A 17,242-nucleotide genomic window follows, 5' to 3' on the forward strand; every position below is an offset into this window, starting at 1 on the left:
CTCAGCGCCCTGCCCTGCCCCGAGCCCAAGTCCTAGCCCTAGCCCTGCCCTGCCTCGCCCCGAGCCCTAGCCTCCGAGCATCTCCATGGTCGTTCCCGTAGCCACGGAGTTCAGCTTCCCAACAATGTCGCGGCTCAGGCCTTCCTTCGCGTAGAGCACAACGGCGTTCTGCGGCAAAACAGTGCCTTGGCACGGCATGGCCTCCCCCGGCGCAGTAATACCGATATCCTGCGGAAGCACGTTGCGCAGCTCGTCGTACACCAGCGCCTCCCATTCCCGGTCGGACTTCGGGGTGCCGGACTTCGGGGTGCCGGACTTCGGGGCGCTCTCGTCCTGCTCCCCGCCCTTCACAGCCTCCCGATCCGCATACTCCCGGCGCAGCTCGAGGCCCCGGTTCCGATCCAGCCTTTGCAACAGCTCGCCCGTGCAGCCGAAGGTCACGGTCACTTCACCAGTGCGCAACTGGCGGACCCGGTAGTCTGCGGACACGAGTTTGCGCTCCACCTTTCGGTGGTCATCCTTGAGTCCCCGCACCAGGTAGCGGGCAAAAGCATCGGCATTGCGGTTGGGCATGGGCGAATTCCCGAGGGACTGCTCCGGCACGCCGACGACGAACTGCGGAGCGCTCTGTTCCGCGCACCCTGCCAGCCCACTTGCGGTGGCAAGACAGGTCACTGCTGCGATTAGTGACGCCACGTTGCGCCCGCCCAACACTCGCATCTGGTTCTTCCCCTTTAACTTTCTGGCGATATCCAGCATTTCTGGCGCTATCCAGCGCTTCTGGCTGTGTGCAGCCATCCAACTTGCCACATACTACCGCGTCTTAGGCATCAAGTAACCTTAGTAGACATGAGTACTAGTCGTGTGTATGCAGGACGTTTAGCCGGCTTAGTGGTGCTGGGGCCAGACGGCGAATCCGTCGGTCGTGTCCGCGATGTCGTGATCACCATCCACGGCGATAATGCGACGGCACTTGGTTTGGTGGTGGAGATCTCCAATAAGCGAAAGATCTTCCTGCCGATGCTACGAATCGCGGCAATCACCGCCACGGACATCACCACTACCTCCAGTTCGGTGAACTTGCGCCCATTCAAATCCCGCTCTGCGGAGTTAACGATCTTCGAGGACCTCATCGGCTCCAAGGTGCACACAGACGATCCGGAGCACGAGGACCTTCATGGCAAGGTCGTGGAGATCACCGATGTGGAGCTCAGCCGTAGCCGTCGCCGGGAGTGGAAGATCCGCAACCTGGCGGTCACCCAGCGCAGTCGCCTGGGGCGCCGGACTGCGATCGACGTTATCCCCATCGAGCACATTCAAGGCCTCCACGCCTCTGGAACGGGAGCGGTGAACCAGGATGCGGAGCTGATCGCCTCATTCGCGCAAATGCGCAATGCTGACGTGGCTAACGCCCTGGTGGAGATGGATGATGCCCGCCGCAACAAGATCGCCGCGGAGCTCGACGACGAGCGGCTGGCGGACGTGTTGGCGGAGATGCCGGATGACGATCAGGCTGCGATCCTGGAGCACCTCAACATCGAACGCGCCGCGGACGTGTTGGAGGAGATGGACCCGGATGACGCAGCCGATATTCTGGCGGAGCTGCCGGAGGATACCTCGGACGTGCTGCTGGAGCTGATGGATCCGGAGGAATCCGAACCCGTTCGTCGCCTCATGGACTTCTCGCCCGAGACCGTAGGCGCGCTCATGACTCCTGAACCCATTATTTTGACGCCGCAGGCCACCGTCGCCGAAGCTCTCGCTCACGCGCGAAACCCAGAGCTACCGACGTCCCTGTCCTCCCTCATTTTTGTAGTTCGCCCACCCCAGGCCACCCCGACGGGTAAGTACCTGGGCTGTGTCCACCTGCAGAAGCTGTTGCGTGAACCGCCGTCCTCCCTGATCGGTGGGATCCTGGATCTCGAACTACCGGCGCTGTTCGCGGAGGATACGCAGGAAACCGCGGCCCGCTACTTCGCGACATACAACCTGGTGTGTGGCCCGGTACTCGACCACGACCAGCACCTGCTGGGCGCGGTCAGCGTCGATGACCTGCTGGACCACATGCTTCCGGAGGACTGGCGCGAAGAGGATTGGCGCGTCGACGCCTCCTCCGTGGCACGCCCTGCCGCCGAATCCACTGACAGCTCCAGCCCCGAGGCAGCGAATGCAGCCAACAATGAGACTGCGACCAACAATGAAGTGAAGGGGGTCTAGGCACTCTATGGCACGAAAGTTTTCCCGCGCAGAGCTAGATACGCCCACCGACGCAACGCGTCAGAAAAAGAAATTCAACTTGGACGGCGACGGTGTTGGCCGCGTAGCCGAGAACATCGCCCGCTTCCTGGGTACGGGCAAGTACCTCTTCTATCAGACGATCATCGTGGTCGCCTGGATCGCTCTGAACCTGGGCGGCATGTGGTGGAACTGGGATCCATACCCGTTCATCCTGTTGAACCTCGCTTTCTCCACCCAGGCCGCCTACGCCGCACCGCTCATTCTATTGGCGCAGAATCGCCAGGACGACCGTGACCGCGTGAGCCTGGACGAGGACCGCCGCCGCGCTGCGGAGACCAAGGCCGATACGGAATTCCTGGCCCGCGAGGTCGCCAGCGTCCGTATCGCCGTCGGCGAAACCGTCACCCGCGATTACCTGCGGCGCGAACTGGAGGAGCTGCACGACATTCTGCAGCGCATCGATGACAAGATCGACGATTCGCGGCGCGATGAGGAAGCCCGCGGAGAGTCCCGCGAAGACTAAGTCAGAGTTCCACCTACCAGGCCAAGTTAACGTCTGGGCAGTCGTTCGATACACTGAAAGCCATCATGTCCCAAGTCACTGAATCCGCTGTACGCAGCGCGCTATCCCGCGTAGAGGATCCTGAACTCAACCGCACGATCACGGATCTCGGCATGGTGAAGTCCATCGACATCAACGGTAGCGATGTCGCCATCGAGATCTACCTGACCATCGCTGGTTGCCCGATGAAGAACCACCTGACGGAGAAAACGCGCGAAGCTGCGGAATCCGTCGATGGCGTGGAGAACGTCACCGTCACGACCGACGTGATGAGCGACGAGCAACGCCGCAACATCCGCCAAATGGTGCGTGGCGATTCCGCTGATCCGGTCATCCCCTTCGCCCAGGCCGACTCCACCACCCGCGTGTTCGCCATCGCCTCCGGCAAGGGTGGCGTGGGCAAGTCCAGCGTCACCGTGAACCTCGCCGTAGCCTTGCAGAAGCGGGGTCTGAAGGTTGGAGTGATCGACGCCGACATTTACGGCCACTCCGTACCCGGCCTCATGGGCTCCACGGATAAGCCCCACCAGGTGGACGAGATGATCATGCCGCTGCAGGCGCACGGCGTGAAGCTGATTTCCATCGGCCACTTCATCGGCGATAACTCCCCCGTCGTGTGGCGTGGCCCCATGCTGCACCGCGCTATCCAGCAGTTCCTGGCGGATGTGTTCTGGGGTGACTTGGACATCCTTCTGCTGGACCTGCCGCCGGGAACCGGCGACGTGGCGATCTCCGTCGCCCAGCTGGTTCCGAATGCTGAGCTGCTGATCGTCACCACCCCGCAGGCTGCTGCCGCGGAGGTGGCGGAGCGCGCCGGTTCGATCTCCCAGCAGACCCGCCAGCGCATCGGCGGCGTGATCGAGAACATGAGCTGGATGGACATGCCGGACGGCTCCCGCATGGAGGTCTTCGGCTCGGGCGGTGGCCAGTTCGTCGCCGACCGCCTGTCCCAGATCACCGGCACTAAGGTGCCTCTGATGGGCCAGATCCCGCTGGATCCGAACCTGCGCATTGGCGGGGACTTAGGCAATCCGATCGTGCTGTCCGAGCCGAACTCTCCGGCCACGATCGCCTTCGGCGGAATTGCCGATCAGTTGGCCGTTCGTCGCAGTTCGCTGGCAGGTAAGTCGCTGAACCTCGGCGTCACAAAGAAATAGGCCGAAAGGCTCCGGCCGCAACCGCGGCTAGCGCGGTTTAGGTCACGTCCTCCCACCCGTAACCGGGTGTGGAGGGCTTTTCTTTATCCCCAGCGTTGCCTGCGTTTCCCGCGCCCCCGGCATCTCCCGTGAGCTGCTCTGCAGCATCGGCGACCGGGCTCGAGGTCTGCGCGCGGGACTCCCCAGCCGTCGACTGCTGGGTTACGGCGATGCCTCCGTTGTCCGCGCTACCGCTCGCGGGGGCAGCGCTGTCGGCAGGAGCCTTCTTCTTTGCACTGTCCGCCTTGAGGGACTCGCGCAGGTTCGGCTTACGCACCGTATCCACGGTGTCTTTCACTTCCTGCTTCGTCTCGCTGAAAGAGGTCAGGATACTGTCATCATCGTCCAACAGAGTCTTGGTGATGAAGCCCTTAGCACCCATCTGGCGCACCGAGTTGAGCTCCTGCAGCGGCTTGGAGAACTCCCGGAAATCCTCCCCCAGCTCCCCATCCAGCTGCTCTTTAGCCTGCGAGACGGCCTTGCGCACTGCCAACAGCATCGCCCGAGCTTCCTTGATGAGCCCCGGCAAACGCTCCGGGCCAATCAGAAACAACGCAACGATCAAAAGTACGAGGACTTCGCCCCAACCTACATTGGAAAACACCTGTCTAACCTAACTTAATCCGCACAGACTTTCACTCTACTTGCCGCGCAGGTGCATCTTCCGAAGCAACAAATCAACTCGGTCGACTAGAGTTTCGGGGCGCCGACAGCCGTCCACTGAGAATCGGTGGGGCGAATCGTCCTCGCAGCATTCCTCCGGAATGCGCTGCAGCTTCTCCATCAGCCCACCCGGGGTGTGTACTGCTGCGGCGTGTTTGCGCATGCGATTGGCTGCCGTGCGCTGTGCACGAACCTCTTCCCGGCAGTGTTCGCAGTGCACAAGGTGGATCTTGGCTCGGTGCTCTGCCCGGCGCGATAGTTCGCCGTCCACGAGGGCGGCGATGGCCTCGGTTGACAGGTGATCGATAGACAGCTCCCCGGTGAAGTTTTCTACGAAAGATGTCACACGCGCTACCTACCTTTCTGTCCCTGTCTGTCCCGCACTATCTCGCGCTATCCCGCTTCGCTAGCTACACCGGGCTTTTAGACCTGGCCGGTGTAGACCAGTTCGCCTTGGTTACGTTCCAGGTTACCGCGAAGTTGGGCACGGGCGCGGTGGATGCGGGAGCGCACGGTGCCCATCTTGATGCCCAGGGTTTGGGAGATCTCGTCGTAGCTCATCCCCAGCCCGTCACACAGCACCACCGCCACACGGTATTCGGGGGCTAGCTGATCCAGAGCCTTCTCCAGCGCCGGATCCAAGTTATTCAGTTCAAAGGTCTCCGCTGGGTCCGCGATGCCACCTTCGATGCGGTCGTAATCCTCGGGCAGCTGCTCCATGCGAATCTTCGCGCGACGGCGCACCATGTCCAGGAAGAGGTTGGTTGTGATGCGGTGGAGCCAACCTTCGAAGGTGCCTGGCTGGTAACTCTTCAAGCTCCGGAACACGCGCATGAACGTGTCCTGCGTGAGGTCTTCGGCGTCCTGCTGATTGCCCGCCAGCCGGTAGGCCAGGAGGTACACGCTGTCTGCGTGTTCTGCGACCAATTCACCCCAGCTGGGAAGCTCGCCGGTACCTGCATCAAACTCTGCGGTACTACGGGGGTTGGGGGTTCGGTCTGCGTTCATGACCATATTGTGACTGATCGTCCTCAAATTCTTGTGCTGCACACCTGGCAGTTTCCTGTGAGAATTTTACCCCCTCGTGGGGAGGGGAGGAGAATTAGTCACTCCGGTCACATCTGTTCACTCTCTTTTCTATTTTTGACGCCACAGTCTGACATGCCGAAGTCAAGCACAACATTGGCGCTTCCCTGGCCTATCGTCAGGAATCGTGAATGCTGCATCATCTTCCCCAATCGAGGCCATCCGTGAGTACGTCCGGGCCACTACCGAGCCAGACGAGGTCGTCACTGCCGCCGTCGAGGCCGCGCAGGAGTTCGGTCTGCTCACCCCCGATGCGATGACGGCCGAGTTCCTGGAGTTCCTGGCTACCCGCGCCGGCGCGAACGCCGCCGCCAACGGCCACACCCCCACCGGCATCATCGTGTCTCCCGCCAGTGGTGTGATCGGCCTGCACCTTTTCAAGGGACTCAACGCTGCCCAGGTGGAGGGACACCTGACGTGCATCGAGCCAGAAGTGCAGCATCAGCAGCTGGCTAAGCAGGCTTTCGCGAACGCTGGGCAGCGCCCCAACACCTTCCGATTCCTGCCCAGTGCTCCGCTGGACGTTATTCGCCGTCTGGCTAGCGATAGTTACGACATCGCAGTTGCGGAAGCCGCCACGGAGGAGTTCACCGCGATCGTGGAATCCACCCTCCCGGCACTGCGCCGCGGTGGCGTCCTCATCCTGCTGGACTCCCTGATGGATGGACTCGTCGGCGATGACAAGCACGCCGATCGCCAGACCACCCGCGCCCGCGAGGCAGATCAGTTCTTCCGCGAGCTGGATAACGCGAAGGTTGCCCGCCTCCCCCTCGGAGCGGGCGCCACGCTGATCACCAAGATCAGCTAACTCCCCTATTCCCCGCCGCTTACGCGGCGGAGGTTTAGACAACCACGTTCTTGCCGATGCAGACCACGCCACCCTTGGAGATGGTGAAGCGATCCTGATCGCGGGCGCGGTCCACTCCGATAATCTCGCCCGCGGAAACCTGAACGTTCTTGTCCAGGATGGCGTGGCGCACCACTGCGCCGCGGCCAATGCGCACGCCCGGCATGATCACGCAGCCTTCGACAGAGGCGCCCTCTTCCACAATCACGTTCTCACTCAGCACGGAGTTACGCACCGTGCCGGCGGAGATGATGCAGCCCGCCGAAACCATCGAAGACTGGGCGATTCCGCCCTTAACGAACTTCGCGGGCGGCAGGTTGCCGGTCTCTGCGGTGTGGATCGGCCACTGCTGGTTGTACAGGTTAAACACCGGGTGCACGCTGATCAGATCCATGTGCGCCTCGTAGAACGCGTCGACCGTACCCACGTCGCGCCAGTATCCCTTGTCGCGCTCGGTCTCACCCGGGACGTAGTTGTTGGAGAAGTCGTAGACGTAGGCCTCTCCACGGTTCACCAGGCGCGGAATGATGTCGCCACCCATGTCGTGGTTGGAGTTCTCGTCCTCAGAGTCCTCCTTCAGCGCGTCAATCAGCGTCTGCGCGGTGAACACGTAGTTGCCCATGGAGGCGAAGGAGACCTCTGGATCATCCGGCACGCTCGGCGGTTCCGCCGGCTTCTCCAGGAACTGCTCGATCTTGTTGTCATCGTCTGCTTGAATCACGCCAAATGCCGTAGCTTCGTGGCGCGGAACGCGCAGTCCTGCAACCGTCACACCGGCGCCGCTGGCGATATGTTCCTGCACCATCTGCTCCGGATCCATGCGGTAAACGTGGTCCGCACCGAAGACGATGATGTAATCCGGCTGCTCGTCGTACACCAGGTTGAGGGACTGCAGAATTGCGTCCGCGGAACCGGTGAACCAGCGCTTCCCCAGGCGCTGCTGTGCAGGTACAGGGGTGATGTACTGGCCGGTCAGACCCGACAGCTGCCAGGACTGGGAAATGTGGCGGTCAAGGGAGTGGGACTTGTACTGGGTCAGCACACAGATCTTGTAATAACCTGCGTTGACCAGGTTGGACAGTACGAAGTCGATCAGGCGATAGTTACCGCCGAAGGGCACGGCGGGCTTAGCGCGGTCGGCGGTGAAAGGGTACAGGCGCTTTCCCTCGCCACCGGCAAGGACAATGGACAGGACATTCGATCTGCTCTTCACACTTTCCAACCTAGCGACCCGGCGGTAGTTTTGCTTGCCAAGCAGGCAATCAATGTCCTGGCGACCGTTGTTGCCAGGACACGCGGTGCGCAGCCGGTTAGTCTGGAAGCATGCGTATCGCCATGCTGACAAAGGAATATCCCCCAGAGATCTACGGTGGCGCCGGGGTGCACGTCACCGAACTGGTTCGCTACATGCGGCAGCTGGAGCACGTCGACGTGCACTGCATGGGCGGGCCGCGCGAAGAGCAGGATGTTTATGTCCACGGGGTAGATCCCGAGCTTTCGGACGCCAACGGTTCCATCAAGACACTTTCCACCGGACTTCGCATGGCGCACTCCCTCGGCAATGTAGAGGTTGTGCATTCCCACACCTGGTACACCGGCCTGGGAGGCCACGTTGGTGGCCTGTTGCACGGCATCCCCCACGTGGCGACCGCCCACTCGCTAGAGCCGCACCGCCCCTGGAAGCGCGAGCAGCTCGGCGGTGGCTACGATGTCTCCTCCTGGTCGGAGAAGAATGCGATGGAGAACGCGGATGCCGTTATCGCCGTCTCCGCCAAGATGAAGGAATCCATCCTCGACGCCTACCCAGCAATCGACCCGGATCGCATCCACGTGGTGCTCAATGGCATCGATTCCGAACTGTGGCAGCCCCGCCCCACCTTCGAGGCGGCCGTGGAGGCTGGCAATCGATCCGTACTCACGGAGCTCGGCGTCGACCCCAATCGCCCCATCGTCTCCTTCGTCGGACGCATCACCCGCCAAAAGGGCGTACCCCACCTGCTTAAGGCAGTCGCCCACCTTGATCCGGAGATCCAGGTTGTGCTGTGCGCCGGCGCCCCCGATACCCCGGAAATCGAAGCCGAAGTCACCGCATTGGTGGAGGCGCTGCAGGCAGAACGCGACGGCGTGTTCTGGGTAAAGGAAATGATGGAGAAACCGGCTTTGCAGGAGATCCTGTCGGCCTCCGATGCGTTCCTCTGCCCCTCCATCTACGAGCCCCTGGGAATCGTTAACCTGGAAGCCATGGCGTGCGGGACGGCAGTTGTGGCCTCCGACGTTGGAGGCATCCCGGAGGTTGTCGTCAACGGAGAGACCGGCACGCTAGTCCACTACGACGAGAACGATGCCGAAGCCTTCGAACGAGGCCTCGCCGAAGCCACCAACGCACTTGTCGCAGACAAGGACAAGGTGCGCAGCTTTGGGGAGGCCGGCCGCCAGCGTGCAGTGACGACTTTCAGTTGGGCAACCATCGCCGAGCAGACCGTGGACGTGTACAAGTCCCTGCTTTAACCGCAATCCGCTGGTATGAATGGTGGCATGCATTCTTCCTCCCACAAACACCGCCCGGAACTGCACATCACCGCAGAAACGGGGGTGTTGGAAGCCCCAGCAGGCGCCGTTTTCTCCGGCAATGCCCTGCACGTATTCCACCAGTTCCGCCCGCGCCCTTCCGAGGGCTCTCGGTGGGCGCACCAGGTGGCTTCGGAAGCCACCTACGACTGGGACATCTGCGATGACGTGGTCGTTCCAAACCGGGGGCTAGCAGACCGGGAGGGCACCGCCCGCGGCGCAGAGGTCGATATTCTGGCCGGCGCCACGGTCCCGGTGGGTCTGGGGGCGGAACTGTTCTTCGTCGTTACTCACGCTGCAGGTGAAGCCACTGCTGCGGAAGCGCGCGGTGCCGACATTCCCCACGGCCAGCGCGGCCCACGAACCTTCACGATCGAACGGGCGCTTATCCCCAACCTGATGGAGGCCACGGAGGTATCCGACGATCCGAGTCTGCCGGATCCCCACGTCCAGCGGCTCGGCGCCATCGACATTGACGATTCCTCCCACCCGGTAGAAAACCTGGTCACCCCCAGCGTGATTCGCCACGAGGATCCCGCCCACCCGGATGAAGGCTGGCTGATGATCGCCCTATCCCTCATCAACGACGTGGATGCGCAGATCGTTGTTCTGCGGTCCAGCGACCGCCAGCATTGGCGGGTACTCGGCCCACTGGAGCTGCCTGCCGAGGCCGCCCTGCGCCCCGATCGCCCCTTCGCTCCGCGCATTGTTTCTATGGTGGACGCCGACTCCTCCGCCCGCCGGGATGTCTTGTTCGTGACCTTCCCCGGCGGCGCGGGCGAATCCGATGAGGTCGCTGGCTATGTAGTCGGCAACCTGAGTGGCAATGCCTTCAAGGTGACCACCCCGTTCACCGTCATCGACTTCGGCCACGACTTCACCCGCCCGCGTGTGATCGACTACCACACGCCGGTGATGTTCGGCCTGGTGGGCGCGCACCCATCGCTGGACGGCCAGTGGGCCAACTGCCTGTCGGCACCCCGCTACCTCTCGCTGGTGGGCGGGGAGCTGTACCAGGATGTCGTCGGCGCCCCTACCGCCGTGCGCACGTTCTCTGACTATGCGTTCATTTGGTCCGCTCAGCTGGACGCCCAGCAAGGCAGCGTGGATGTCGATGTCACGGATGATTCCGGGCAGGTCATTGCAACAATCAGCTACACCAACGATGCGGTGTCCGTCACCCGCCTGGGCGTGGATACCCGCACGGCACCGCTCAAAGACGCAGACTCGGACACCCTGACGGTGTTCCTGGACGGGCCCGTGTGTGAGGTGTTCGCCGATGGCGGTGCTGTGACCCTCACCAGCGCTATTCCGGCGCACTCGCAGATTTCCGATATCGACGTGCGCGCAACCGGCGGCGCAAAAATTATCTCCTCCATGCAGACGGCCGGTCGGCACCTGATGCGCATGCAGGCTGGCCTGACCTCCCCGGAGGATCAGGAAGCCTACATGGCGGAGGCCCTCATCGCCGATCGCGACGTGGCCGCGGGAATCTTCGACGAAGACTAACTGGCCGCTAGTCGCGACCGAGCAAGCGCCTAGCGGTTGGCCTTCGCCAAGCGCGTGATGGCCGCGCGGGCGGTGACCTCCATGGTCTCCGGCAGTGCAGCGATGCGCTCCTGCAGCACATCTGGGTGGATGTGGCGCGCAGAAGGGCTCATGCCGATCTGAGCGGCAATGGAGGCCTGATCCAGCACCATCGGAAACTCGATGTGCTCCGGATCCCCCACCGGCACCAGGTGACCGGAGGCCTGGTTGATCATCCGCTCAACCTTGCCCTCTTCCACATCCAGAATGCCCAGGGGCTCGCGCAGCTCACCCAGGTGGCCAACCTCCGCGGTAAGGACAACCACCTGTCCCTCCGGCGTAAGGATGCGGGCGAACTCTGCCGCATTGCGTGGAGCGAAGACAACCATGATGGCGTCCACACTTTCCGAAAGAATAGGCAGGCGCGACCAGGCGTCGGCAACAACCGCACCGACCCGCGAGTGGGAAGAAGCCAAACGCTTCGCCGCCGCGGTCGAGACATCGATGCCCACGCCGCGAGAGCGCTCGACCGTGTCCAGGGCGTGGGCCAGGTAGTAGCCCGTACCCGCGCCGATCTCCACGATGGATGGGGCGTGCTCGGCGGCGACATTGCCATCGTCGAGGACGTGCTCGACGTTGGCAGTCACGGCCTCGACGAAGGGGGCGAAGTGGCCACCGGAGAGGAAGGTCTCGCGCGCATCGATCATCGAGGCGTCATCACCCGAATAGCGCAGCCCAGAGCCACCGGCAAGAGTCACATAGCCCTGCCGTGCGACGTCATAGCTGTGGCCCGATTCGGAAACCAGGGTGCGCCACTCTTCGTCGCCAGCGCTCAAGCGGGAACCGTCTACTGGATCGGCGAGGAGGTCAATGACATCTGCAAGCACGAACAGATTCCTTCCTGAAAATTTCTAGATCGCTCTCTTGAGAGGGAGCTAATAAACGACTCCCCCATGGTAAACCGTCCACTGCCTTTTCGCGGAGGGCTAGTGCAACAGCCACTGCACGAGCGTGCGGGCGCCAAAGCCCGTACCCACCGGAGTGACTTCGTCGTAGGTAGATTCCGCGCGCCCCGGACCGGCAATATCCAGGTGTATCAGAGGTAGATCGCGAGTGAAGCGACGCAGGAACATCGCAGCGGTCGTCGCGCCCGGCCCCTTGGGGGTTTGACGCACATCGGCGATCTTGGAGGTGACGTTGTCTTCCAGGTACTCCTGCATCGGCATCGGCCACCAGTTTTCGCCGACGGTCGCGCCGCGACGGGCAAGTTTGACGCCTGCTCCCCAGTTGTCGGAAAACACAGCGCCAGTACGCGTGCCCAGGGCGAGCTTCGCCGCGCCCGTGAGGGTAGCGATCGTCACCACGGCAGTCGGCTTGTACTTCTTCGCGCCATAGCTGATGGCATCGGCCAGAATCATACGCCCCTCGGCGTCGGTGTTCGTCACCTCGGAGGTCAGACCACCGTAGTGCTCCACCACGTCACCGGGGCGGTAGGACTTGCCATCGATCATGTTCTCGGCGGTCGGGATGAGGGCCACGATCTTGCGCGGCACCTGCTGCTCCGCCAGCGCCCGGAAGGCAGCAATCACGCTGGCGCCACCTGTCATGTCGGTGCGCATCGTGTCCATCCCCGCGGCGGGCTTCACACTGATGCCACCGGTATCGAAGGTCACGCCCTTGCCTACTAGGACGACGGTGCGGCGGCGACGCGGCTTGTCGATCTTCTGTGGATCCCAAACCAGCTCAATCAACATCGGCGGGCGGGACGACCCCCGGCCGACGGCCAGGATGCCGCCGAAGCCCTTGTCCTCCAGCCAGCCCGCGTCGCGCAGGCGCACCTTGACCCCGTCCAGGCCCGCCACAGCTTGCTTGGCCTGGTTGGCCAACCACTCTGGGGACTTCACGTTTGCCGGGGCGTTGGCAAGATCGCGGGATAGGCAGGTGGCCTTACCCAGCGCCGTGCCCTGCTGGACCGCGTCAACGTAGTCGGAGGTCTCGAACCCAGAGAACTCATATCCCTCCGGCAACACCACATGCACGTTGCGCACGCGGGCGGGCTTGCGCTTGTTGGTCGTCACGAAGGAGTGGTTACCGACGATCAGGCCGATGACCAGGGAACGGACGTTGTCCGGTGTAAACTCCGCCGGCAGGTTCACCTGTACGATGTGCTTCTTTGCGCGCACGGGGTGGCCGTCTACCACCTTGCCGATCCGGCGCACCAGCTTCGCACCAGCGCCGCGCCAGCCGTCTTCCAAGAACTCCCGGCCGTCGCTCAGGTCCAATGGGCGGGTCGGCTCGGTGGGAACCCACGCAACCCAACGTCCAGAGGTATCAAGCTCGACGTCCCCAGGCGCGGTCTGCCCCGGCGCGACCTTAATTTCGGTTTCGATGATCTCGGAACCTTCGGCGCGCGGGCCGATCGTCACGCTGGTCACTTTCTGCGGGATGTTTGGGATCGGTGCCATCGTTAACGCTCCTGTTCCAGAGTTTCTGCTGTATTTACTGTGGTTGCGCTCGTGTCTACTTTGGTTGCGCTCGCGTCAGCTTCGGTCGCGGCGGGCTGCTCGCTGTGGCCTTCCAGCTCTTCGATGCGTGCTGCCAGGCGCTCGATGTAGAGATCCACCTCGGCTTGGTTGTAGCCACGGAATGCCAGGGAGAAACCGGTCTCTCGGATCCCTTCGACGGTCAGCGGGCTGTTCTGCAGGTCATCCCAGTGCTGTCGTTTCGCCGCTCCCTCCGTGACGGGCGGTAGCGCCTCCCCACGCCCGAAAACGGTGCCGAGTAAGAAAACCAGGAGCGTACCCACCAGGAACGCTCCGACAAGAGACAACAACCAAAACATGATTCTTAATCTACCGCCTTGCGCCAGGCCTAGTCCTCGAGGGGCTCTTCGCCCTCAAAGCGCTCTAGCTGCGCGTTGATCCGCTCCTGCTCGATGGACAGTTCCTCCTGGCGGATCTTTAGCTTCCGCACGTGGTTGGCGTGTGCGTCCACGCAGATCTGCACGGCCTCCGCCGGGTCGTCGGTCACGTGGAAAAGATCCACGTCCTCCGGGGAGATCATGCCCTCGTCGACCAGACGTGTGGTGATCCAATCGACCAGCCCGCCCCAGAATTCCTTGCCGATCAGGATAATCGGGAACTTCCGGATCTTCTCGGTCTGCACCATCACCAGGGCCTCGAACAGCTCGTCCAGCGTGCCGTAGCCACCGGGCAGGCAGATGAAGGCCTGGGAGTACTTGAGGAACATGGTCTTGCGCACAAAGAAGTAACGGAAGTTCAGCCCCAGGTCCACCCAGTGGTTCAGGCTCTGTTCCATCGGCAGTTCGATGCCTAGGCCGATGGACATACCGCCGGATTCCTGCGCGCCCCGGTTGGGGGCCTCCATCAGACCGGGCCCGCCGCCGGTGATCGTCGCGTAGCCGGCCTCGTGGATCAACCGTCCCAGCTCCCGCCCCTTTGCGTAGTACTCGTGGTCGGGCTTTACCCGCGCGGAGCCGAACACCGTGATTGCCTTGGGGATCTTCGCCAGCGCGCCGAAGCCATCGACGAACTCGGACTGGATACGCATCACGCGCCACGGGTCGGTGTGCAGCCAGTCGATGCTGGCCTGCTCGCCCAGCAGTCGCTGATCCGTGGTCGACTTCTGCTTCTGGCTGTGCTTCTTGCCGCGCAGCAGCACGGGGCCGCGGAGGCGGAAGTCTCGGTTGTTCTCGCTGTTGTTCATGCGGGAGTTTGCCTTAAATGTCTTCTAGATCTTTATGTTTCTGTGCGCTTTTCACGCTACTGCTTGGCGGCCTCTGGCGCTCGTTCTAATTGACGCCACCTCACCTCCACCCAGTTCACACCCCTCTAGGTGCCGCGCACCGGGGGCGCGAGTGGGCGGAGTTTGCTCAGAAATAATGGAAAGTTAGCGGGTAAGGAACTGAATTAGTTCCCTACTGACGTCCTCGATCTGCGCGACCGGGCACCGCTCATCCTTCGTATGGCACAAGCCGGGGTCGCCGGGGCCGAAGTTCACGGCGGGGATGCCCAGCTGGGTGAAACGTGCAACGTCGGTCCAGCCGTACTTCGGGCGCACGCGCCCTCCGGTGGCCTCCACCAACTTCGCCGCGAAGGGTTGGTTGAGGCCGGGGCTCGCCGCGGCTGCGGCGTCATCAAGAAGAACAGAGAAACCCTCGGCAGGCGCATCGGGCGTGCCGACCTGCAGCACGTCGTACAGGTGCTCCAGAGCCTCGTCGACGCTGCGGTGCGGAGCGTAGCGGAAGTTGATGAAAGCCCAGGCCTCGTCGGGGATGGTGTTGGTGGCCACGCCGGACTCAGCCATCACGGCGTTGAGGCCCTCCTTGTAGACCAGGCCGTCGATCTCCACGTCCTGGGGCTCGTAATCCGCCACCCGCACCAGCACCCGAGCCAGATCATGCAACGCGTTGTGCCCCAGCCAGCTGCGGGCGGAGTGCGCGCGGGCACCCAGGGCGGTGACCTTCACCCGCAAGGTGCCCTGACAGCCGGCTTCGATCATCCCACCGGAGGGCTCACCCAGCAGCGCCAGGTCGCCCTCCAGCAACTCGGGATCGGACTGCACCAGGTGGTTCAGCCCGTTGTATTTGGTGGCTACTTCCTCGCCTTCGTAAAGCACCAACGTCAGGTCGCAGGCCAGATCCGGGGAGTTCGCCAACGTCGCAAACGCATGTGCGTAGCAGGCCGCGCCGGATTTCATGTCGACCGAGCCGAGGCCGAAGATGGTCTCCTCCCCCGTCTCCGGATCCGGCCCTACTCGGGAAGGCAGGTTATCCGCCGGCGGCACCGTATCCAGGTGGCCGGCCAGCACCACCCGATCGCCCAGGTCGCGGTGGGTACGAGCGACCAGGGTGTTGCCCCGGCGGGTAACCTCCACGTTCTCGATGGCACGCAGGGCGGGCTCGACTGCGTCGGCGATCTGCTGTTCGTGGTGCGATTCGCTGTAAATATCGACAAGCTGACGGGTGAGCGCCACCGCGCCAGCGGTCAGGTCAATGGACGTCTCTGGTGTACTCATCGCTTGCGATCCTAGACGAATATCAAACACCTACGGGGTTAAAACTGCCCATGCTGGCCTGTGGGAAAGCCCGTTGTGTTCTAATTCTGTTATGAAAACTCGAGATTCCGACACAGGTTCTAGCGAGGGCGCCTCGAACCAGCTGGGTCACAGCCTAGAGACCCGCCACCTTACGATGATGGGCCTCGGCTCTGCCATCGGCGCCGGGCTGTTCCTTGGCACCGGTGTAGGCATCCAGGCCGCCGGCCCGGCGGTGCTGCTGTCCTACGTCGTCGCCGGCATCGTAGTGATCGCCGTGATGCAGATGCTGGGCGAGCTGGCCGCCGCCCGCCCCGCGTCCGGCACCTTTGCCACGTACGGCCAGATGGCTTTCGGCCGCTGGAATGGCTTCGCCCTGGGTTGGCTGTACTGGTTCATGCTGATCATGGTGATGGGCGCGGAAATCACCGGTGCGGGCGCGATCATGGGTTCGTGGTTCGGCGTAGAGGGCTGGATCCCTGGATTGATATGCGTGGTGCTGTTTACCATTGTGAACCTCGCGGGCGTGCGTGGCTTCGGTGAATTCGAGTACTGGTTCGCGTTCATCAAGGTCGCAGTCATCGTCGTCTTCTTGTTCGTGGGTGCGGGTCTGCTGTTCAACCTGTTCCCGAACTACGAGTCCCCGGGGCTCAGCAACTTCGCCGACTTCGCCCCCAACGGCGTTTCCGGCATGGCCGTGGGTCTGCTGGCCGTGGCCTTCGCCTTCGGTGGCATTGAGATTGTGACGATCGCTGCTGCGGAGTCCAAGGATCCGGCCTCATCTATTGCCGCGGCTGTGCGTGCCGTGATCTGGCGAATCTCGATCTTCTACCTTGGCAGCGTGTTCCTCATTTCGGCCCTGCTGCCCTTCGAGACACTCGGCGAGGCAGAGTCCGCCGAAGAATCCCCCTTCACCCGCATCCTGGCTCTCGCGCAGATCCCGGGCATCGTGGAGATCATGGAGGGCGTGATCGTCCTGGCTCTGCTGTCCGCTTTCAACGCGCAGATCTACGCAACCAGCCGCCTGATGTACAGCTTCTCCCAGGAGGGCAACGTCCCCCGCTGGTTCGGCAAAACCAACGCGCAGAAGGTTCCTTTCCGCGCCGTGTGGTGCTCGCTGTTCTTCGCCTTCGTTTCTGTCGCCCTGCAGGTATGGGGTCCGAAGGACCTCATCAACATCCTGTTCAACGCCGTCGGCGGCACCCTGCTGGTGATCTGGATGGTGATTGTGCTGGCGCAGATCAAGCTGCGCCCGACCTTCGAGCAGGATGGCACCCTCACCGTGCGTATGTGGGGCTACCCGGTTCTGCCGTGGCTGACTTTCCTCGCGCTCGTTGCGCTGACCGTCCTGATGCTCTTCGACGAAGGCGCTCGCATGCAGGTTCTGACGGTCACTATTGCCTTCGCAGTACTGAGCGTGATCGGCTTTGTTCTGCAGAACACCCAGAAGGGTCACAGCAGCCCAGAATCAACGACCGCTGAAAGGTAGGATCGAAAAGC

17 protein-coding genes are annotated in these 17,242 nt (G+C 62.6%); 7 read left to right on the forward strand and 10 right to left on the reverse strand.

Annotated elements, in window-relative coordinates:
• Positions 1–66 precede the first annotated feature (66 nt).
• Positions 67–798 carry a hypothetical protein gene (locus tag L8U58_RS00665; RefSeq protein WP_269954469.1) on the reverse strand — a complete coding sequence of 244 codons (732 nt, stop codon included), beginning with the start codon at positions 796–798 and terminating at the stop codon, positions 67–69.
• Between the two features lie 51 nt (positions 799–849).
• Between L8U58_RS00665 and L8U58_RS00670 the strand changes: the two genes are divergently transcribed.
• The 3 genes from L8U58_RS00670 (at position 850) to L8U58_RS00680 (ending at position 3,957) form a co-directional block, all read left to right on the forward strand.
• The gene (locus tag L8U58_RS00670) at positions 850–2,217 is read left to right on the forward strand and encodes a magnesium transporter MgtE N-terminal domain-containing protein (protein ID WP_230580694.1); all 1,368 of its coding nucleotides are present in this window, start codon (positions 850–852) and stop codon (positions 2,215–2,217) included.
• Between the two features lie 7 nt (positions 2,218–2,224).
• Positions 2,225–2,761: a DUF1003 domain-containing protein gene (locus tag L8U58_RS00675; protein ID WP_034970891.1), complete on the forward strand. Its 537-nt coding sequence runs from the start codon at positions 2,225–2,227 to the stop codon at positions 2,759–2,761.
• Positions 2,762–2,826: 65 nt separating this feature from the next.
• Positions 2,827–3,957, forward strand: a complete 1,131-nt coding sequence (locus L8U58_RS00680; protein ID WP_034970892.1) for an Mrp/NBP35 family ATP-binding protein — start codon at positions 2,827–2,829, stop codon at positions 3,955–3,957.
• A gap of 37 nt (positions 3,958–3,994) precedes the next feature.
• Here L8U58_RS00680 and tatB read toward each other — a convergent pair whose 3' ends face one another.
• The 3 genes from tatB to sigE all read right to left on the reverse strand — a co-directional run bounded on the left by tatB (position 3,995) and on the right by sigE (position 5,673).
• On the reverse strand, positions 3,995–4,600 hold the full coding sequence (gene tatB / locus L8U58_RS00685) for a Sec-independent protein translocase subunit TatB (RefSeq protein ID WP_269954470.1): 606 nt from the start codon (positions 4,598–4,600) through the stop codon (positions 3,995–3,997).
• 36 nt (positions 4,601–4,636) lie between these two features.
• Complete coding sequence (locus L8U58_RS00690) at positions 4,637–5,005, reverse strand: anti-sigma factor family protein (RefSeq protein WP_269954471.1); 369 nt, start codon at positions 5,003–5,005, stop codon at positions 4,637–4,639.
• Positions 5,006–5,082: 77 nt separating this feature from the next.
• The gene (sigE, locus tag L8U58_RS00695; protein WP_034978353.1) at positions 5,083–5,673 is read right to left on the reverse strand and encodes an RNA polymerase sigma factor SigE; all 591 of its coding nucleotides are present in this window, start codon (positions 5,671–5,673) and stop codon (positions 5,083–5,085) included.
• 199 nt (positions 5,674–5,872) lie between these two features.
• Between sigE and L8U58_RS00700 the strand changes: the two genes are divergently transcribed.
• On the forward strand, positions 5,873–6,553 hold the full coding sequence (locus L8U58_RS00700; protein WP_043014871.1) for an O-methyltransferase: 681 nt from the start codon (positions 5,873–5,875) through the stop codon (positions 6,551–6,553).
• A 34-nt stretch (positions 6,554–6,587) separates the two neighbouring features.
• On the opposite strand, the gene glgC is transcribed toward L8U58_RS00700, so the two are convergent.
• Positions 6,588–7,805 (reverse strand): glucose-1-phosphate adenylyltransferase, encoded by a 1,218-nt coding sequence (gene glgC / locus L8U58_RS00705; RefSeq protein ID WP_034970897.1) that lies wholly within the window; start codon positions 7,803–7,805, stop codon positions 6,588–6,590.
• Between the two features lie 110 nt (positions 7,806–7,915).
• Between glgC and glgA the strand changes: the two genes are divergently transcribed.
• Entirely contained in the window at positions 7,916–9,100 is a 1,185-nt protein-coding gene (gene glgA, locus L8U58_RS00710) for a glycogen synthase (protein WP_269954472.1), read from the forward strand.
• Between the two features lie 27 nt (positions 9,101–9,127).
• A complete protein-coding gene (locus tag L8U58_RS00715; protein ID WP_043012700.1) occupies positions 9,128–10,669 on the forward strand; it encodes a GH32 C-terminal domain-containing protein in 1,542 nt (513 codons plus the stop codon).
• Positions 10,670–10,698: 29 nt separating this feature from the next.
• Here L8U58_RS00715 and L8U58_RS00720 read toward each other — a convergent pair whose 3' ends face one another.
• From L8U58_RS00720 to dapE, 5 genes are all read right to left on the reverse strand, one after another.
• Complete coding sequence (locus L8U58_RS00720) at positions 10,699–11,574, reverse strand: methyltransferase domain-containing protein (RefSeq protein ID WP_043014873.1); 876 nt, start codon at positions 11,572–11,574, stop codon at positions 10,699–10,701.
• 99 nt (positions 11,575–11,673) lie between these two features.
• Positions 11,674–13,152 carry a leucyl aminopeptidase family protein gene (locus tag L8U58_RS00725; RefSeq protein WP_269954473.1) on the reverse strand — a complete coding sequence of 493 codons (1,479 nt, stop codon included), beginning with the start codon at positions 13,150–13,152 and terminating at the stop codon, positions 11,674–11,676.
• A gap of 2 nt (positions 13,153–13,154) precedes the next feature.
• Positions 13,155–13,529, reverse strand: a complete 375-nt coding sequence (locus L8U58_RS00730) for a DivIVA domain-containing protein (protein ID WP_269954474.1) — start codon at positions 13,527–13,529, stop codon at positions 13,155–13,157.
• 29 nt (positions 13,530–13,558) lie between these two features.
• Complete coding sequence (locus L8U58_RS00735; RefSeq protein ID WP_269954475.1) at positions 13,559–14,413, reverse strand: LOG family protein; 855 nt, start codon at positions 14,411–14,413, stop codon at positions 13,559–13,561.
• A 183-nt stretch (positions 14,414–14,596) separates the two neighbouring features.
• Positions 14,597–15,724, reverse strand: a complete 1,128-nt coding sequence (gene dapE, locus L8U58_RS00740; protein ID WP_269954476.1) for a succinyl-diaminopimelate desuccinylase — start codon at positions 15,722–15,724, stop codon at positions 14,597–14,599.
• Positions 15,725–15,815: 91 nt separating this feature from the next.
• On the opposite strand from dapE, the gene L8U58_RS00745 reads away from it, so the two are divergent.
• Positions 15,816–17,231 (forward strand): amino acid permease, encoded by a 1,416-nt coding sequence (locus L8U58_RS00745; RefSeq protein WP_269954477.1) that lies wholly within the window; start codon positions 15,816–15,818, stop codon positions 17,229–17,231.
• Positions 17,232–17,242: the final 11 nt, after the last annotated feature.

The sequence above is a fragment of the Corynebacterium macclintockiae genome, assembly GCF_027570165.1.
Lineage (GTDB): Bacteria > Actinomycetota > Actinomycetes > Mycobacteriales > Mycobacteriaceae > Corynebacterium > Corynebacterium macclintockiae.